Origin of the sequence: Streptomyces sp. NBC_01335, assembly GCF_035953295.1 — a bacterium.
Classification (GTDB): Bacteria; Actinomycetota; Actinomycetes; order Streptomycetales; family Streptomycetaceae; genus Streptomyces.
This window is the reverse complement of the sequence record NZ_CP108370.1, coordinates 4,351,522-4,366,208: the sequence shown is the minus strand read 5'-3', so window position 1 is coordinate 4,366,208 and position 14,687 is coordinate 4,351,522. Positions and strand designations below refer to the sequence as shown.

Here is a 14,687-nt window from a genome sequence, read left to right as displayed (position 1 = left end):
CCGAACCACGCGCCCATCGCCACCGGCGACGTGATCAACATTCATGTCACCGAAGCCCAAGGTCAGTGGGACCAGGCAGCCCAGAATCTCGCGGCCCGGCTCTACGACCACTTGGTCCGTGAGGGCGAGAACCAGAAGATCTGGGTTCAGGCCAAGCCTCTGCCCGTGCACTGCCGGCCGGCGCCCAGGACACTGGCTCATGGCCACGACGACGTCCTCTTCGGCCCCCGAGACGCGGGAGGGGGCTCCGCTCTTCCGGACCTGGACGAGTGGGCCCGCAGGATGGTGGACTTCTACCAGCGTGCGGAGCGCGGAAAGCTGATGGTGCTGGGCCGGGCGGGCTCGGGCAAGAGCATCCTGATCCAGCATTTCGCTCGTACGTTGCTGGCACCCGAGAACCGGTCCGCCACGGCACGGATTCCGGTGATCTTCAGCCTCGGGTCATGGAATCCCCTTGAGGGCAGCCTGCGGCACTGGCTGATCGATCGTCTCGACCGGGACCATCCCTCTCTGGCGGGGCCCGCCTCCGACGGACCGGCGTGGGCGGAAAGGCTACTCGGTGACAACCGTCTCCTGGTGATTCTGGACGGGTTCGACGAGATCGCCGACGGCCTGCGCGACAGAGCCCTGGAAGGCCTCAGAGGGTCGGACCTGTCGCTGCTGGTGACGAGTCGCCGCGCCGAACTCGAAGCAGCGGTGGCCGATCCCGGGCCCGTTCACTTCGTAGGGCTCGAACTGGACGACCTCACCCTGGACGACTCGATCACGTATCTGCTGCGCCCCGCCGGCGCGTCCCTCACGGACGAGTCCGTCAGCACGCCTCCGAGCAAGTGGGCGCACGTCTTCGGCGAGATGAACGAGGACCCCGGCAACCCGAGGTGCCGCGATCTCACCGCCGTGCTGACCACCCCGCTGATGGTCACACTGGCCCGCACCGTCTACGCGACCGGCCGCGATCCGGTGGATCTGCTCAGGAAGTTCGACAGCCGGCAAGCCATCGAGGACCACCTGCTCGATGCCTTCATCCCCAGCGCCTACGAACGCCCTCTCAGCTCACCCTCCTCCGCGAAAGGCGGGAAAGGAAACCTCGAACGCCCCTCACGCTGGGACCCCGATCGCGCCCGGGACTGGCTCGGCTACCTGGCCACGCATCTGAGGGAACTCACGACGCACGACATCGAGTGGTGGCGTCTGGGGACTTCCATGAGTCTCACCTCGCGCGCCCTCGTGACCGGTGCGATGACCGGGCTCCTGACAGGAATCATGCTCGGAGTCGTCACGGGGGCCCTCTTCGGACTCGGCCTCGGCGGGGATCCCGGTCCGGCCGCCGTCGCCGTCGTCCTGAACGCACTGGGGGTCGGGCCGGCCTTCGCCCTCATGCATGTGATCACATCGAAACTCCAGGTCGGCGGGGCCTTCACACCATCGCGCATGCGGTTGCGGCTGCGCGGCGGGACGAGGAAGGTCAGGGACAGCTTTCTCCCCAGACTTCAGGCCGGAATCATCGGCGGACTCATCTTCGGGGCCGTGCTCGGGGTCGGAGCGGCGGTCTACTTCGCGATCCTGGGGGCCACCCCCACGCTGATCGTTTTCACGTTCGGGAACTCCTTGACGATCGGCCTGGGGGAGGGACTGGCGGGTGGGATCATCGTCGCGCTCCTGGCGGGGCTGGAGGACCCGATCCCACCGGAGGAGACCGTCAGCTGGTCGGTCCTGCTGGACAGGAACCGCACGACCGTGCTCACCGAGATGTTCGCCCTCGCGATGGTCGTCGGGCTCGGATACGGGGCTCTGAACGGCCTCTTCAACGGCCCCCGAGCGGCACTCGAGGGGATCACGGTCGGGCTCGCGATCGGGGGCGGGCTCTGCACGCTGACCGCCTGGGGCCGTTGGGTGGTTCTGGTACGCGTCTGGCTCCCCCTGACGGGGAGGCTGCCGTGGCGCGTGAGGGCCTTCCTCGACGACGCGTACGCACGCGGGGTGCTGCGCCAGGCGGGTGCGGTCCACCAGTTCCGCCACGCGCGACTCCGGGACCGCCTGGCCGAAACGTACCCACAGCCCGGACCATCGATGGCAGGTGAGCACTCATGACCACCGGACACAGGCAGCGAACCGGAACCCGCGATCCACGTGACGCGGGCGGCCACGCGGCCGGAGCCCCGATGAGGGTCGCGGCGGTCGTGACGGCCGCAGCGGCGGCCGGAGTCCTGGTGACGTCAGGTGCCGGGCCGGCGCACGCGGAGCCGGTCCGGCGCTCGCTGCAGTACTCCTGCGCGTTCACGAACCTCGGCACCGCACCCATCACGATGACCGTCCAGACGGACATTCCGAACTCGGTCGAAGCCGGCACGGGCACTCCGCGCTCCGCCGTCAAGGGGTCTGCAGAACTGACCGCGTTCTTCGCGCAGTTGGCAGCCATCGGCGGCGTGAAGACCATCGAAGGCTCGCTGACCGCGACCGCCACCGTGACCGCGCCGGACACCGACATCCCCCTGAAGCTGCCCATGACGGTTCCCAGGACCCCTCTTCCGGCATCCGGTTCGTTCCAGGTCCCCGCGCGGGGCACGCAGCCTTCCGTGACCTTCGGACGACCGGGCGACGCGAAGGTCACGATCGGCGACCTCACCATGCGCCTCGTCCCCAGAAACGCGAACGGGGCGGTGGTCGGAGCGATCGACGGATCATGCACCCTGACGCCGGGGCAGGACCTGACCCTGCAGTCGCTGGTCGTCACGGAGCCGGTGAGGCCGACAGCCACCGCGTCCTCCAGGACCGGAACCGGATCGGCCGGAGCCGGAGCTGGAAGCGGCTCCGGGACGGCCGACGGGTCCGCCGCCGGCACGCGCCCCGGAGGAGGTTCCGGTCGTTCGACTGCGGGGGCGTCGGGAACGCCGAATGCCTCGGGAACGCCGAGCTCGTCCGGAACCCCGGGAGCACCGAGCGCGTCGGCCACCACCCCGCCCACGCCCAGCGCCCCGCCCTCCGCGCAGGGGGCACCGGTCGTCGACACCCCTGCCGACGACGCGACGACGAACCCCGTCGACGACACGGCCGGCGACTCGGGCTCCGCGGCGCCGATGATGCTGTCGATCGGCGTCCTGATCGCAGGAGGCGTCGCCGCAGCCGTCGGGTTCGGCTCACGGTTCAGGAGGCACCGCTCGGACGCCGCAGATGGCCAACAGGTCGGCGAGATCACCCTCGACTGATCTGAGGAGGTCCACCGGAGACGGTTTCCCCGCCCACCAGCCCCGGAGGAGGCTCAGTCGAGGCAGAACTCGTTGCGCTCAGGGTCCTGCATCACTATGCAGGACTCGTTCTCGCCGTCGGCACGCATCGTCCGCACATGTACCGCACCGAGCGCGACCAGTCGTGCGCACTCGGCCTCAAGGGTGGCAAGGCGCTCCTCACCCACGAGCCCGATACCGGCCCGCACGTCGAGATGCAGCCGGTTCTTGACGACCTTGCCTTCGGGAACTCGCTGGAAGAGCAGGCGCGGACGCACACCCGAGGGATCAGTGCACGCGAAGTAGGTCTCCTGCTCCTCGGGCGGCAGCGAGCGGTGGTACTCCTCCCACGTGGCGAACCCCTCCGGGACCGCCGGTACGACGTACCCCAGTACCTCACACCAGAAAGCGGCGAGGCGCGCAGGTTCCGCGCAGTCGAAGGTCACTTGGAACTGCTTGATCGTTGACATCGGCGCACCGTACCAAGGGTGTCTCGCCGCCTTGTCCGCAGGACGGATGGCCGATGGTCGGCGGGATCAAGGAAGGTCAGGGCATGAAAAAGCCCCAGGTCACGGCGAGTGAGTCCTGGGGCGATTCCGAGCCGCCTTCGGGATTCGAACCCGAGACCTACGCATTACGAGTGCGTTGCTCTGGCCAACTGAGCTAAGGCGGCACGCCCTGCCGCACCATGGTGCGATCAGCAGCGGGGCCAAGTCTACACAGTTTCCGGGGGTGCTCCGTACCACCCGCCCCAGGGGCCCTCCCCGCAGGTCAGGGCGGCCCTGACCTGCGGGGAGGGCCTCCACGAGCCTGCGCCAGGTAGGCGACAGGCCGGGTGCGGGTCAGGGCCGTGTCACGGCCGGGTCAGGGAGGGCTCAGCTGCACGTGGTGCCTTTCTTCGGAACGGTGCCCTCCAGCAGGTACCGGTTGATCGCCGTGTCGATGCAGTCGCTGCCCCGGCCGTACGCGGTGTGGCCGTCGCCGTCGTAGGTGAGCAGGGTGCCGGAGGTGAGCTGGTCGGCGAGGGAGACGGCCCACTTGTACGGGGTGGCCGGGTCGCGGGTGGTGCCGACGACGAGGATCGGGTCGGCGCCCTTCGCGTGGGTCGCGTGCGGGGTGCCGGTGGGGTCGACCGGCCAGTACGCGCAGTTCAGGGCTGCCCACGCGAAGTTCTTGCCGAAGACCGGGGAGGCTTTCTCGAAGCTCGGGACGGCCTTCTCCACGGCCGAGGTGTCGGAGAAGGCGGCGGGCAGGTCGAGGCAGTTCACCGCGTAGTTGGCGTACATGAGGTTGGCGTACGAGCCGTCGGGCGAGCGCTCGTAGTAACTGTCGGAGAGCGCGAGCAGCCCGGAGCCGTCGCCGTGCCGGGCGCCCGCGATGGCCTCGCGCAGCTGGGGCCAGGCGGACTCGTCGTACATGGCGGCGATCACTCCGGTGGTCGCGAGGGACTCGCCCAGCTTCCGGTCCTCGCCGGTCGGGACGGGCTTGGTGTCCAGATCCTCGAAGAGCCGCTTCAGCTCGGCAGCCGCGTCGGCCGTGCTCCCCGTGCCCAGCGGGCAGTCCTTCTGCTTCACGCAGTCCGCCGCGAAGGACTCGAAGGCGCCCTCGAAGCCGGCCGTCTGGTCGCGGTTCACGTCGACGGCGGGCAGCGACGGGTCCAGCGCACCGTCCAGGACCAGGCGTCCCACCCGGTCCGGGAACAGGTCGGCGTAGGTCGCGCCCAGGTAGGTGCCGTACGAGGCGCCCACGTAGTGCAGCTTCTCGTCGCCGAGGATCTCGCGCAGGATGTCCATGTCGCGGGCCGAGTCGACGGTGGAGACGTACGGGAGGATCTCGCCGGAGCGCTTCTCGCAGCCGTTGGCGAACTTCTGGAAGGCCGCGCTCAGCTTGTCGGTCTCCGCCTCGTCGTCCGGCGTCAGGTCGACCTGGGTGAACGCGTCCATCTCCTTGCCGGTGAGGCATTCGACGGGCTCGCTGCGAGCCACTCCGCGGGGGTCGACGCCCACCATGTCGTACCGGGCGCGGACCTGTGCGGGGTAGCCGAGGGCCGCGTACCCCTGGAGGTACTCGATGGCCGAGCCGCCGGGGCCGCCCGGGTTCACCAGGAGGGAGCCGATCCGCTCGCCCGGCCCGGTCGCCTTCTTCCGGGAGACGGCCAGATCGATGTCCCCGTCACCCGGCTTCCCGTAGTTCTTCGGCGCCTTCATCGTCGCGCACTGGAAGCCTTCGACGCCGCACTCCCCCCACTTCAGCCTCTGCGCGTAGTACGGGGCGAGGTCCTTGGCCGCCACGGTCGCCGAGGAGCCGACGGCGGACGCGCTGGGCGTCGAACCACCGTTCGTGCAACCGGAGACGAGCAGGCCGGCAGTGCCGAGCGCGATGGCGAGGGTCTGGAGCAGGCGCCTGGAGTCCATGCCCGGAGCGTAGTCGCCCGGTGACGAGTCGTCTGATTTCCTCCTCATTCGGGTGAATGGGAGGTGGGGCAGCCAGGCGGGCGCGGAGGGAGCGCGCGGGTAGGAGGAGCGCTCCCGCCGACCTGCGCGCTCAACCCGCGCGCAGGGCCGTCGCCACCGCGCGCTCAGCCCGCGCGCAGGGCCATCGTCATCGCCTCCACCGCCAGCAGCGGCGCCACGTTCCGGTCGAGCGCGCGGCGGCAGGCGATCACCGCCTCGATACGGCGCAGGGTCTGCGCGGGCGCGGAGGACTCGGCGATCCGGTCGAGCGCGTCCTGGGCGTCGGTGTTGGCGAGGGCGATCCGCGAGCCCATCTGGAGGGCCAGCACATCGCGGTAGAACCCGGTGAGGTCGGAGAGGGCGAGGTCGAGGCTGTCGCGCTGGGTACGCGTCTTGCGTCGCTTCTGCTTGTCCTCCAGCTCCTTCATCACGCCCGCCGTGCCGCGCGGCATCCGGCCGCCCGCGGCAGCGCCGAGCGCCGCCTTCATCTCCTCGGTCTCCTTGACGTCGACCTCCTCGGCGACCTGCTTGGCGTCCTCGGCGGCCGTGTCGATCAGCTCCTGCGCCGCCTTGAGGCAGCCGCCCACGTCCGCGACGCGCAGCGGGACCTTGAGCACGGCGGCCCGGCGGGCCCGCGCCCGCTCGTCCGTCGCGAGCCTGCGGGCGCGGCCGATGTGGCCCTGGGTGGCGCGGGCCGCGGAGTGCGCGCGCTCGGGGTCGATGCCGTCGCGGCGGATGAGGACGTCCGCCACCGCATCGACCGGGGGCGTGCCCAGCGTGAGGTGACGGCAGCGGGAGCGGATCGTGGGCAGCACGTCCTCCAGCGAGGGCGCGCAGAGCAGCCACACCGTGCGCGGGGCGGGCTCCTCCACGGCCTTGAGCAGGACGTTCCCCGCGCCCTCGGTCAGGCGGTCGGCGTCCTCCAGGACGATGACCTGCCACCGGCCGACGGCCGGTGAGAGCTGGGCGCGGCGCACCAGCTCACGGGTCTCCTTCACACCGATGGAGAGCAGGTCCGTGCGGATCACCTCGACGTCGGCGTGGGTGCCGATGAGGCTGGTGTGGCAGCCGTCGCAGAACCCGCAGCCGGGGGCCCCGCCCATGGCCCGGTCGGGGCTGGTGCACTGGAGGGCGGCGGCGAACGCACGGGCGGCGGTGGACCGGCCGGAACCGGGCGGTCCGGTGAACAGCCAGGCGTGCGTCATCTTCGAGCCCGGGGGCACGGGCTCGCCCTGGGCCGTGGCGGTGACCAGGATGTCGGCGTCACGGGCGGCAGCCGAGAGCTGCTCCTGCACACGGTCCTGACCGACCAGGTCGTCCCATACGGACATGGTCACCGCCCTTCCGGTGGTGTCGTGCGGTCCTGCGGTGACGAGAACCGGAGGCGTACTGCGCGCGGAGTGCTGCGCGCTTCCATTGTGGGGGACCCCACCGACAATCCCGACGCCGTACGGATTCCGGGGCGCCGCTCACGTGCCCACCGGGACGGCGCTCCCGTACGTACCGGGGCGGCGCTCCCGTACGTACCAGGGCGACGCTCACGTCCTCACCCCGCGTGCGACGGCCCCCTCGCACGCGACCGCCCCCGGGCCGAAGATCCGGTCCGGGGGCGGTCGGTGGCGCCGTACGCGTACGGCGGGGCGGTCCTCAGCGGCGGCGGTCCTCAGCGGCGCGGGCGCCGCCGGCCGCTGCCGAACCCGTCCTCGTTGTCGTCGTCGTGTCCGCCGAGCAGTTCGTCGGCGAGCGTCGGCAGATCGTCCAGCGGGGTTTCCTCGGCCCAGTCCGGACGCGGCCGGCGCGGACGGCCCGGCTGCTCGTACGCGGCCCGGTCGGCCGCCGGGTCGCCGCTGATCTGCGGCAGCTCGCGGGTCCGCTCGGTCTCGCTCTCCGCAGCGGAGGGCGACGCGTCCTCGTCCCGGAAGATGCCCCGGGGAACACGGTCGGCCGGCGCCTCGGGGCGGTACGCCGGAAGGACGGTGGTCTCGTCCGCCTCCTCGCGGTACGCGGGAAGCACGGTGGTCTCGTCACCTTCCGACGACCCCGCCTGCCCCTTCGCCCCGCGCGAACCGTCCGACGAAGAGCCCGAGGAAGAGCCCGATTCTCCTTCCGTGGGACGCACCTTCGGGACCTGCTGGGTGACCTCGTTCGGGTTCACGACCGGCGTCTCCACCGTCAGCTCCTCCCCCGAAGCGCCCGAAGCGCCCGAAGCCCCGGAGCCGCCGGCAGCACCGGAGCCGCCGGACGCACCAGCCCCGCCCGGCGCCGACGCGGACGACTTCGTCCACGGGTCGCGCACCGGACGCGAGGCCTCCGCGCGCGCTGCCTCAGCCTTGCGGGCGGCCTCGGCACGCTCGGCCGCGACCCGCTCGGCCTCCGCACGCTCGGCGGCGACCCGCTCGGCCTCGGCACGGGCCGCGGCCTCCGCCTTCGCCCGTGCGGCGGCCTCGGCGGCCGCACGCTCGGCGGCCTCCTCCTCGGCCCGGCGACGGGCGGCCTCCGCCCGCACCAGGGCCTCCTCGGCCTTGCGCTGCTTCTCCAGCCGGAGCGCCTCGGCCTCCTTGCGGAGCCGGGCCTCCTCGGCGGCCTGGAGGCGCAGCCGCTCCTGCTCGGCCTCGCGCGCCTTCTCCTCGGCCTCGCGGCGACGCCGGTCCTCCTCCTCGCGGAGGCGGAGCTCCTCGGCGCGCTGCCGGGCCTCCTCGGCCTGGCGCTCGGCCTCGGCCTGGCGGGCCTCCTCCAGCTCGCGCTGCTTGCGCTCCTCCTCCTCGGCCCGGAGCTTGGCGAGCTGCGCCTGGCGCTCGCGCTCCAGCCGCTCCTCCTCCGCCTTGCGGGCGGCCTCCTCCTCGGCCTTGCGCCTGGCCTCCTCCTCGGCCGCCTTGCGCGCCTCTTCCTGGGCCTTGATCTCGGCCTCGGAGAGCGGCAGGACCCGGTCGAGCCGGTGGCGTACGACGGTGGTGATGGCCGCCGGTTCCTGGCCGGCGTCCACGACGAGGTACCGGACCGGGTCGGCCGCCGCGAGGGTCAGGAAGCCGGAACGCACCCGGGCGTGGAACTCCGGCGGCTCGGACTCCAGCCGGTCCGGCGCCTCGGTGAACCGCTCCCGCGCGGTGGCGGGGTCGACGTCCAGCAGCACCGTCAGGTGCGGCACGAGGCCGGTGGTCGCCCAGCGCGAGATACGGGCGATCTCCACGGGCGAGAGGTCCCGGCCCGCGCCCTGGTAGGCGACGGAGGAGTCGATGTAGCGGTCGGAGATGACGACCGCGCCGCGTTCCAGGGCCGGGCGGACGACGGAGTCGACGTGCTCGGCGCGGTCGGCGGCGTACAGCAGCGCTTCGGCGCGGTTGGAGAGTCCGGCCGAGGACACGTCGAGCAGGATCGAACGGAGCCGCTTGCCGACCGGGGTGGCCCCCGGTTCGCGGGTCACGACGACCTCGTGGCCCTTGGACCGGATCCACGAGGCGAGCGCCTCGACCTGGGTGGACTTCCCGGCGCCGTCGCCACCCTCCAGGGCGATGAAGAAGCCGGTCGCCGCGGGTGCGACGGCCGGGTCGCCGCCGCGCAGTGCCTCCCGCAGGTCGCGCCGGAGCGGGACCCCCGCGCGGTCGTCCGTCTTGGCGAGGACGAGCGCGGCGACGGGCAGCAGCAAGGCGCCGACGAGCATCAGGGCGAAGGCGGCGCCGCCGTGCGCGAAGACGAAGTCACCGGCGACGAGACGGTGCCGGCCGAACGCGGCGGCCAGCAGCGGGCCGCCGATCGCGCCGACCGCGACGGCCACCCGGACGACCGCCTGGAGGTGCGCGGTGGTCCTGGCCCGCCGCGGCTCCTCGGTCTCCTGGTCGATCAGGCTGTGGCCGGTGTGCGCGGCGATCCCGGCGGTGTACCCGGCGAACAGGGCGATCATCAGCCCGGTCGCGGTGTCCGGGACCAGGCCGAGCACCAGCAGCGCCACGCCGGTGAGGGCGAGCGCGAGGGCGAGCAGCCGGCGCCGCGACAGTGCGGGCAGCACCTTCACGGCGGTACGGATACCGAGGGCGGTGCCGCCGGTCAGCCCGAGGATCAGCAGGGCGTACGTCGCGGGCCCGCCGCCCAGGTCGGCGGCCTGGAGCACGGCAACACCGGCGGCCGCGGCGATCGCGGCGGCGACGGCCGCGCAGGCGGCGACCATCAGCCGGAGCGCACCGGTACGGCCCTTCTCGGCACCGGTCCCGTCCGTTGTGGCGGCCGGGCGGCGCAGTCCCTCAAGGGGCGAACGCGGCCGGGGCGTGGGGAGGCCCGGCAGTTCGAGGAAGTACAGGGTCGAGATGGAGGCGGAGAACAGCCCGGCCGCGACGTACGAGCCGAGAGCCGCCTGGTGCAGCGAGAACCAGTCCAGGCCCGCGCCCAGGAGGTTGCCGACCAGGGTGGCGGCCAGCAGGACCACCGCGGCGGCGGGCACCGCGAGGAAGTCGGTGCGCAGGGAGAGCCGGCGCAGCGCGTCCAGGTGGTCGGGGAGCGGGCGTACGGCCGCTCCCTCGATCGGCGGGGCCGGCAACAGCGCGGGAGCCGCGCTCTCCTTCGCGACCGACCACACGCGTTCCCCGACTCCGGCCAGGAAGACGGTGACCAGGATCATCAGGAGCGCGTTGTCGGGCGTCCAGTCGATCCAGAGCGGCGCGACGACCAGCAGCGCGAGCCTGAGCCCGTCGGCGCCGATCATCAGCCATCTCCGGTCCAGCACTCCGCCGGGGGTCGTGAGCGCCGTCAGCGGACCCAGGAGTACGGCTCCGAAGAGCAAGGTGGAAAGGATCCGGACACCGAAGACGGCGGCGACGGCGAAGGCCGCCCCGCGGTATCCGGTGCCGAATGAGCCCTCGACGACCGCCGCTTGCAGCGACAGCAGCACCAGCACGAGGAAGGCGAGTGCATCGCCGATCCCGCCGACGAGCTGGGCGCTCCACAGCCGCTTCAGCGGCTGGATGCGCAACAGGGCCCGTAGGGCGCGCTCGCGTGAGTCTGCGGCAAGTGTGTCGGAGGTGGGGCTCACGACCGTTGGCTGCTCGGCTCGCGTCATCCGTCCAGCCTATCGGCAGCCGTACGGTCGTCGTTGCCCCGGCCGAACATACGACCGTGCGGCGGACCGTCACCCCAGTCCGGGAACCCTGCCGGGCGGCCGGGCCTGAACCTCCTGCGCCGCCTCCCCGGAGCGTCCGGAATCCACCCCTGGGGGGAGAGGACCCGGACACACGTCCGCCGCCCCCGGTCAGGAACCGGGGGCGGCGGTCGCGCGTGTCGCGGGGTGCGGGGCGGCCCGCACCCCGGCTCAGTCCTCCGTGGGCGTCGCCGAGGAGGCGGCGGAACTCGTCGCCTTCTTCGTCGCGGCCGTGGTCTTCTTCGCGGCGGTCGTCTTCTTCGCGGCGGTCGTCGTCTTCTTGGCCGCCGTCGTCTTCTTCGCCGCGGTCGCCGTCTTCTTCGCCGGGGCCTTCTTCGCGGTGGTGGCCTTCTTGGCGGGCGCCTTCTTCGCCGTCTTCTTGGCGGGGCCCTTGGCGCGCTTCTCGGCGAGCAGCTCGTACCCGCGCTCGGGCGTGATCTCCTCGACGCTGTCGTCGGTGCGCAGCGTCGCGTTGGTCTCGCCGTCGGTGACGTACGCGCCGAAGCGCCCGTCCTTCACGACCACCGGCGCCCCGCTGACCGGGTCGGTGCCCAGTTCCTTCAGCGGCGGCTTGGCGGCGGCCCGGCCGCGCTGCTTGGGCTGCGCGTAGATGGCGAGGGCCTCGTCGAGGGTGATGTCGAAGAGCTGGTCCTCGGAGGTGAGCGACCGCGAGTCCGTCCCCTTCTTCAGGTACGGGCCGTAGCGGCCGTTCTGCGCGGTGATCTCGACGCCCTCGGCGTCCTCGCCGACGACGCGCGGCAGCGACATCAGCTTGAGCGCGTCGGCCAGCGTCACCGTGTCGAGCGACATCGACTTGAAGAGGGAGGCGGTCCGCGGCTTCACCGCGTTCTTGCCGGTCTTCGGCGTGCCCTCGGGCAGCACCTCGGTGACGTACGGGCCGTACCGGCCGTCCTTGGCGATGATCTGGTTGCCGGACACGGGGTCGGCGCCCAGCTCGAAGTCGCCGCTCGGCTTGGCGAGCAGCTCCTCCGCGTACTCGACGGAGAGCTCGTCCGGCGCCAGGTCGTCGGGGACGTCCGCGCGCTGGTGGCCCTCGGAGTCCTTCTCGCCGCGCTCGATGTACGGGCCGTACCGGCCGACGCGGAGCTTGATGTCGTTGCCGACGGGGAACGAGGAGATCTCCCGGGCGTCGATGGCGCCGAGGTCGGTGACGAGCTCCTTGAGTCCGCCGAGGTGGTCGCCGTCGCCGTTGCCCGCGTCGGAAGCCTTACCGGCACCCGCGTTGTCCTCGCCCGCGCCGAAGTAGAAACGCTTCAGCCACGGCACGGACTGGGCCTCGCCCCGCGCGATGCGGTCGAGGTCGTCCTCCATGCGGGCGGTGAAGTCGTAGTCGACGAGCCGGCCGAAGTGCTTCTCCAGCAGGTTGACGACGGCGAAGGAGAGGAACGACGGGACGAGTGCCGTGCCCTTCTTGAAGACGTAACCGCGGTCGAGGATGGTCCCGATGATCGAGGCGTACGTCGACGGGCGGCCGATCTCGCGCTCTTCGAGCTCCTTGACCAGCGAGGCCTCGGTGTAGCGGGCCGGCGGCTTGGTGGAGTGGCCGTCGGCGGTGATCTCCTCGGCGGAGAGCGCGTCGCCCTCGGCGACCTGCGGCAGCCGGCGCTCGCGGTCGTCCAGCTCGGCGTTCGGGTCGTCGGCGCCCTCGACGTACGCCTTCATGAAGCCGTGGAAGGTGATCGTCTTGCCGGAGGCGGAGAACTCGGCGTCCCGGCCGTCGCTCGCCCGGCCGCCGATCTTGACGGTGACGGAGTTGCCGACCGCGTCCTTCATCTGGGAGGCGACGGTCCGCTTCCAGATCAGCTCGTACAGACGGAACTGGTCGCCGGTCAGCCCGGTCTCCGCCGGGGTGCGGAAACGGTCGCCGGAGGGGCGGATCGCCTCGTGCGCCTCCTGGGCGTTCTTGACCTTGCCCGCGTAGGTGCGCGGCTTCTCCGGCAGGTAGTTCGCGCCGTACAGCTGGGTGACCTGCGCCCGGGCGGCGGAGATCGCCGTGTCCGAGAGGGTCGTGGAGTCCGTACGCATGTAGGTGATGAAGCCGTTCTCGTACAGCTTCTGTGCGACCTGCATGGTGGCCTTCGCCCCGAAGCCCAGCTTGCGGCTCGCCTCCTGCTGGAGGGTGGTCGTACGGAACGGGGCGTACGGCGAGCGGCGGTACGGCTTCGACTCGACCGAGCGGACCGCGAAGGCGGAGTCGGCGAGGGCGGCGGCCAGGGCGCGGGCGTTCGTCTCGTCCAGGTGCATGACCTGGCCGGAGGCGGCCTTCAGCCGGCCGTCCGCACCGAAGTCGCGGCCCTGGGCGACGCGGCGCCCGTCGACCGCGCTGAGACGGGCGGTCAGGGTGGACGGGTCCGAGGCGTCACCGGTGCGGCCGGTGGCGAAGGTGCCGGTCAGGTCCCAGTACGAGGCGGAGCGGAAGGCGATGCGCTCGCGCTCCCGCTCGACGACGAGCCGGGTCGCGACGGACTGGACACGGCCCGCCGAAAGGCGGGGCATGACCTTCTTCCACAGGACCGGCGAGACCTCGTAGCCGTAGAGGCGGTCGAGGATGCGGCGGGTCTCCTGGGCGTCGACCATGCGCTGGTTGAGCTCGCGCGGGTTGGCGACGGCGGCGCGGATCGCGTCCTTGGTGATCTCGTGGAAGACCATCCGGTGGACCGGGACCTTGGGCTTCAGGACTTCCTGCAGGTGCCACGCGATGGCTTCGCCCTCGCGGTCCTCATCGGTGGCGAGGAAGAGTTCGTCGGACTCGGCCAGCAGCTGCTTGAGCTTCCTGACCTGGGCCTTCTTGTCAGCGTTGACGACGTATACGGGCTGGAAGTCGTGTTCGACGTCGACCCCGAGCCGCCGGACCTCGCCGGTGTACTCGTCGGGAACCTCGGCCGCGCCGTTCGGGAGGTCGCGGATGTGCCCGACGCTCGCCTCGACGACGTATCCGGGGCCGAGATAGCCCTTGATCGTCTTCGCCTTGGCAGGCGACTCGACGATGACGAGTCGGCGGCCGCCCTGTGCGGTCTCGCTGGTCGGGGACAACTTCGCTCTTCTCTCCGGTCGGCACTCGATGCGCATCCACGCGGCGGCGGTGAGCCACTGGCGGTGCTGTCGCTGCGGAGTGTGACGGTACAACCCGCCCCCGTGTCAAACGGCAAAAGCCCGCAACGGCCACTCGAACGGTAACCCGACTTCCGGCATTCCTGCCGCCCGGACTGTCCGTTCCGCACTGCGTACGGCAGCTGCCTGCGGGTTTCGGGACACCGGAGAAGGGGCGCGAAGGAGTACGGAGAGGGTGCGGAGGGAGAGCGGAGAGGACGTGAACGGGCGAGGCGGGCACGGGGCGGGCGGGCCGACGGCCCGGTGGGCGGACGGGGCGACGGGCCGACGGGCCGGATCTCGCGGGCCGGACGCCCGGGGCCGTTCTTCCGGATCAGACGCGGGTGAGGACCCATACGCCGAGGGCGAGGAAAAATACGCCGAAGACCGTGGAAAGCACGGCGGCCGAGACGGGGCTCACTCCATGGGCCACCGGCGCGCGACGGGCGGTGCGCGCCCCCGTCCAGATGAGGAGCGCGGCGCCGAACAGCACGAAGACCGATCCCGCGAGGACCGCCGGCCCGCTCTCCATCTCTCCGCACCCCGTCCTGGCCCGCCACCGGTCCCGGCCGCCCCGGTCGGCCGGACCCGACCGGGACCGGCTCGCCCTCGGGGCGCGCAGGGGCGAGGCTGCCACCCCCGGACGTCGGCCGCGCGAACCCCGGGTGAACAGCGGGCCCCGGGCACGCGGAGGCCACCCACCCGCTCCGGGGCCGTACCCGCCCCGACATGGATACGCCCTGCTCAGGCCCCACCTGCCGGGCGTTCGTCGCC

8 protein-coding genes and 1 tRNA gene are annotated in these 14,687 nt (G+C 72.0%); 2 read left to right on the top strand and 7 right to left on the bottom strand.

Annotation, left to right across the window (positions count from 1 at the left end; translation table 11 throughout):
• Positions 1-30 precede the first annotated feature (30 nt).
• A complete protein-coding gene (locus tag OG599_RS18765; RefSeq protein WP_327177118.1) occupies positions 31-2,091 on the top strand; it encodes an NACHT domain-containing protein in 2,061 nt (686 codons plus the stop codon).
• Positions 2,088-3,206, top strand: coding sequence for a DUF6801 domain-containing protein (locus OG599_RS18760; RefSeq protein WP_327177117.1), 1,119 nt, complete (start codon positions 2,088-2,090; stop codon positions 3,204-3,206). Before OG599_RS18765 ends, OG599_RS18760 begins: the two co-directional genes overlap by 4 nt.
• Positions 3,207-3,259: 53 nt before the next feature.
• Here the strand turns inward: OG599_RS18760 and OG599_RS18755 are convergent, their stop codons facing one another.
• The 7 genes from OG599_RS18755 to OG599_RS18725 all read right to left on the bottom strand — a co-directional run bounded on the left by OG599_RS18755 (position 3,260) and on the right by OG599_RS18725 (position 14,445).
• Positions 3,260-3,694 (bottom strand): VOC family protein, encoded by a 435-nt coding sequence (locus OG599_RS18755; protein ID WP_327177116.1) that lies wholly within the window; start codon positions 3,692-3,694, stop codon positions 3,260-3,262.
• A gap of 129 nt (positions 3,695-3,823) precedes the next feature.
• Positions 3,824-3,897, bottom strand: a tRNA-Thr gene (locus OG599_RS18750).
• A 202-nt stretch (positions 3,898-4,099) separates the two neighbouring features.
• Entirely contained in the window at positions 4,100-5,638 is a 1,539-nt protein-coding gene (locus OG599_RS18745; RefSeq protein WP_327177115.1) for an alpha/beta hydrolase, read from the bottom strand.
• A 164-nt stretch (positions 5,639-5,802) separates the two neighbouring features.
• Positions 5,803-7,008 (bottom strand): DNA polymerase III subunit delta', encoded by a 1,206-nt coding sequence (locus OG599_RS18740; RefSeq protein WP_327177114.1) that lies wholly within the window; start codon positions 7,006-7,008, stop codon positions 5,803-5,805.
• Between the two features lie 332 nt (positions 7,009-7,340).
• A complete protein-coding gene (tmk, locus tag OG599_RS18735; RefSeq protein ID WP_327177113.1) occupies positions 7,341-10,724 on the bottom strand; it encodes a dTMP kinase in 3,384 nt (1,127 codons plus the stop codon).
• A 249-nt stretch (positions 10,725-10,973) separates the two neighbouring features.
• Positions 10,974-13,856: a type I DNA topoisomerase gene (topA, locus tag OG599_RS18730; protein WP_327177112.1), complete on the bottom strand. Its 2,883-nt coding sequence runs from the start codon at positions 13,854-13,856 to the stop codon at positions 10,974-10,976.
• A 391-nt stretch (positions 13,857-14,247) separates the two neighbouring features.
• Positions 14,248-14,445, bottom strand: coding sequence for a hypothetical protein (locus OG599_RS18725; protein WP_327177111.1), 198 nt, complete (start codon positions 14,443-14,445; stop codon positions 14,248-14,250).
• Positions 14,446-14,687: the final 242 nt, after the last annotated feature.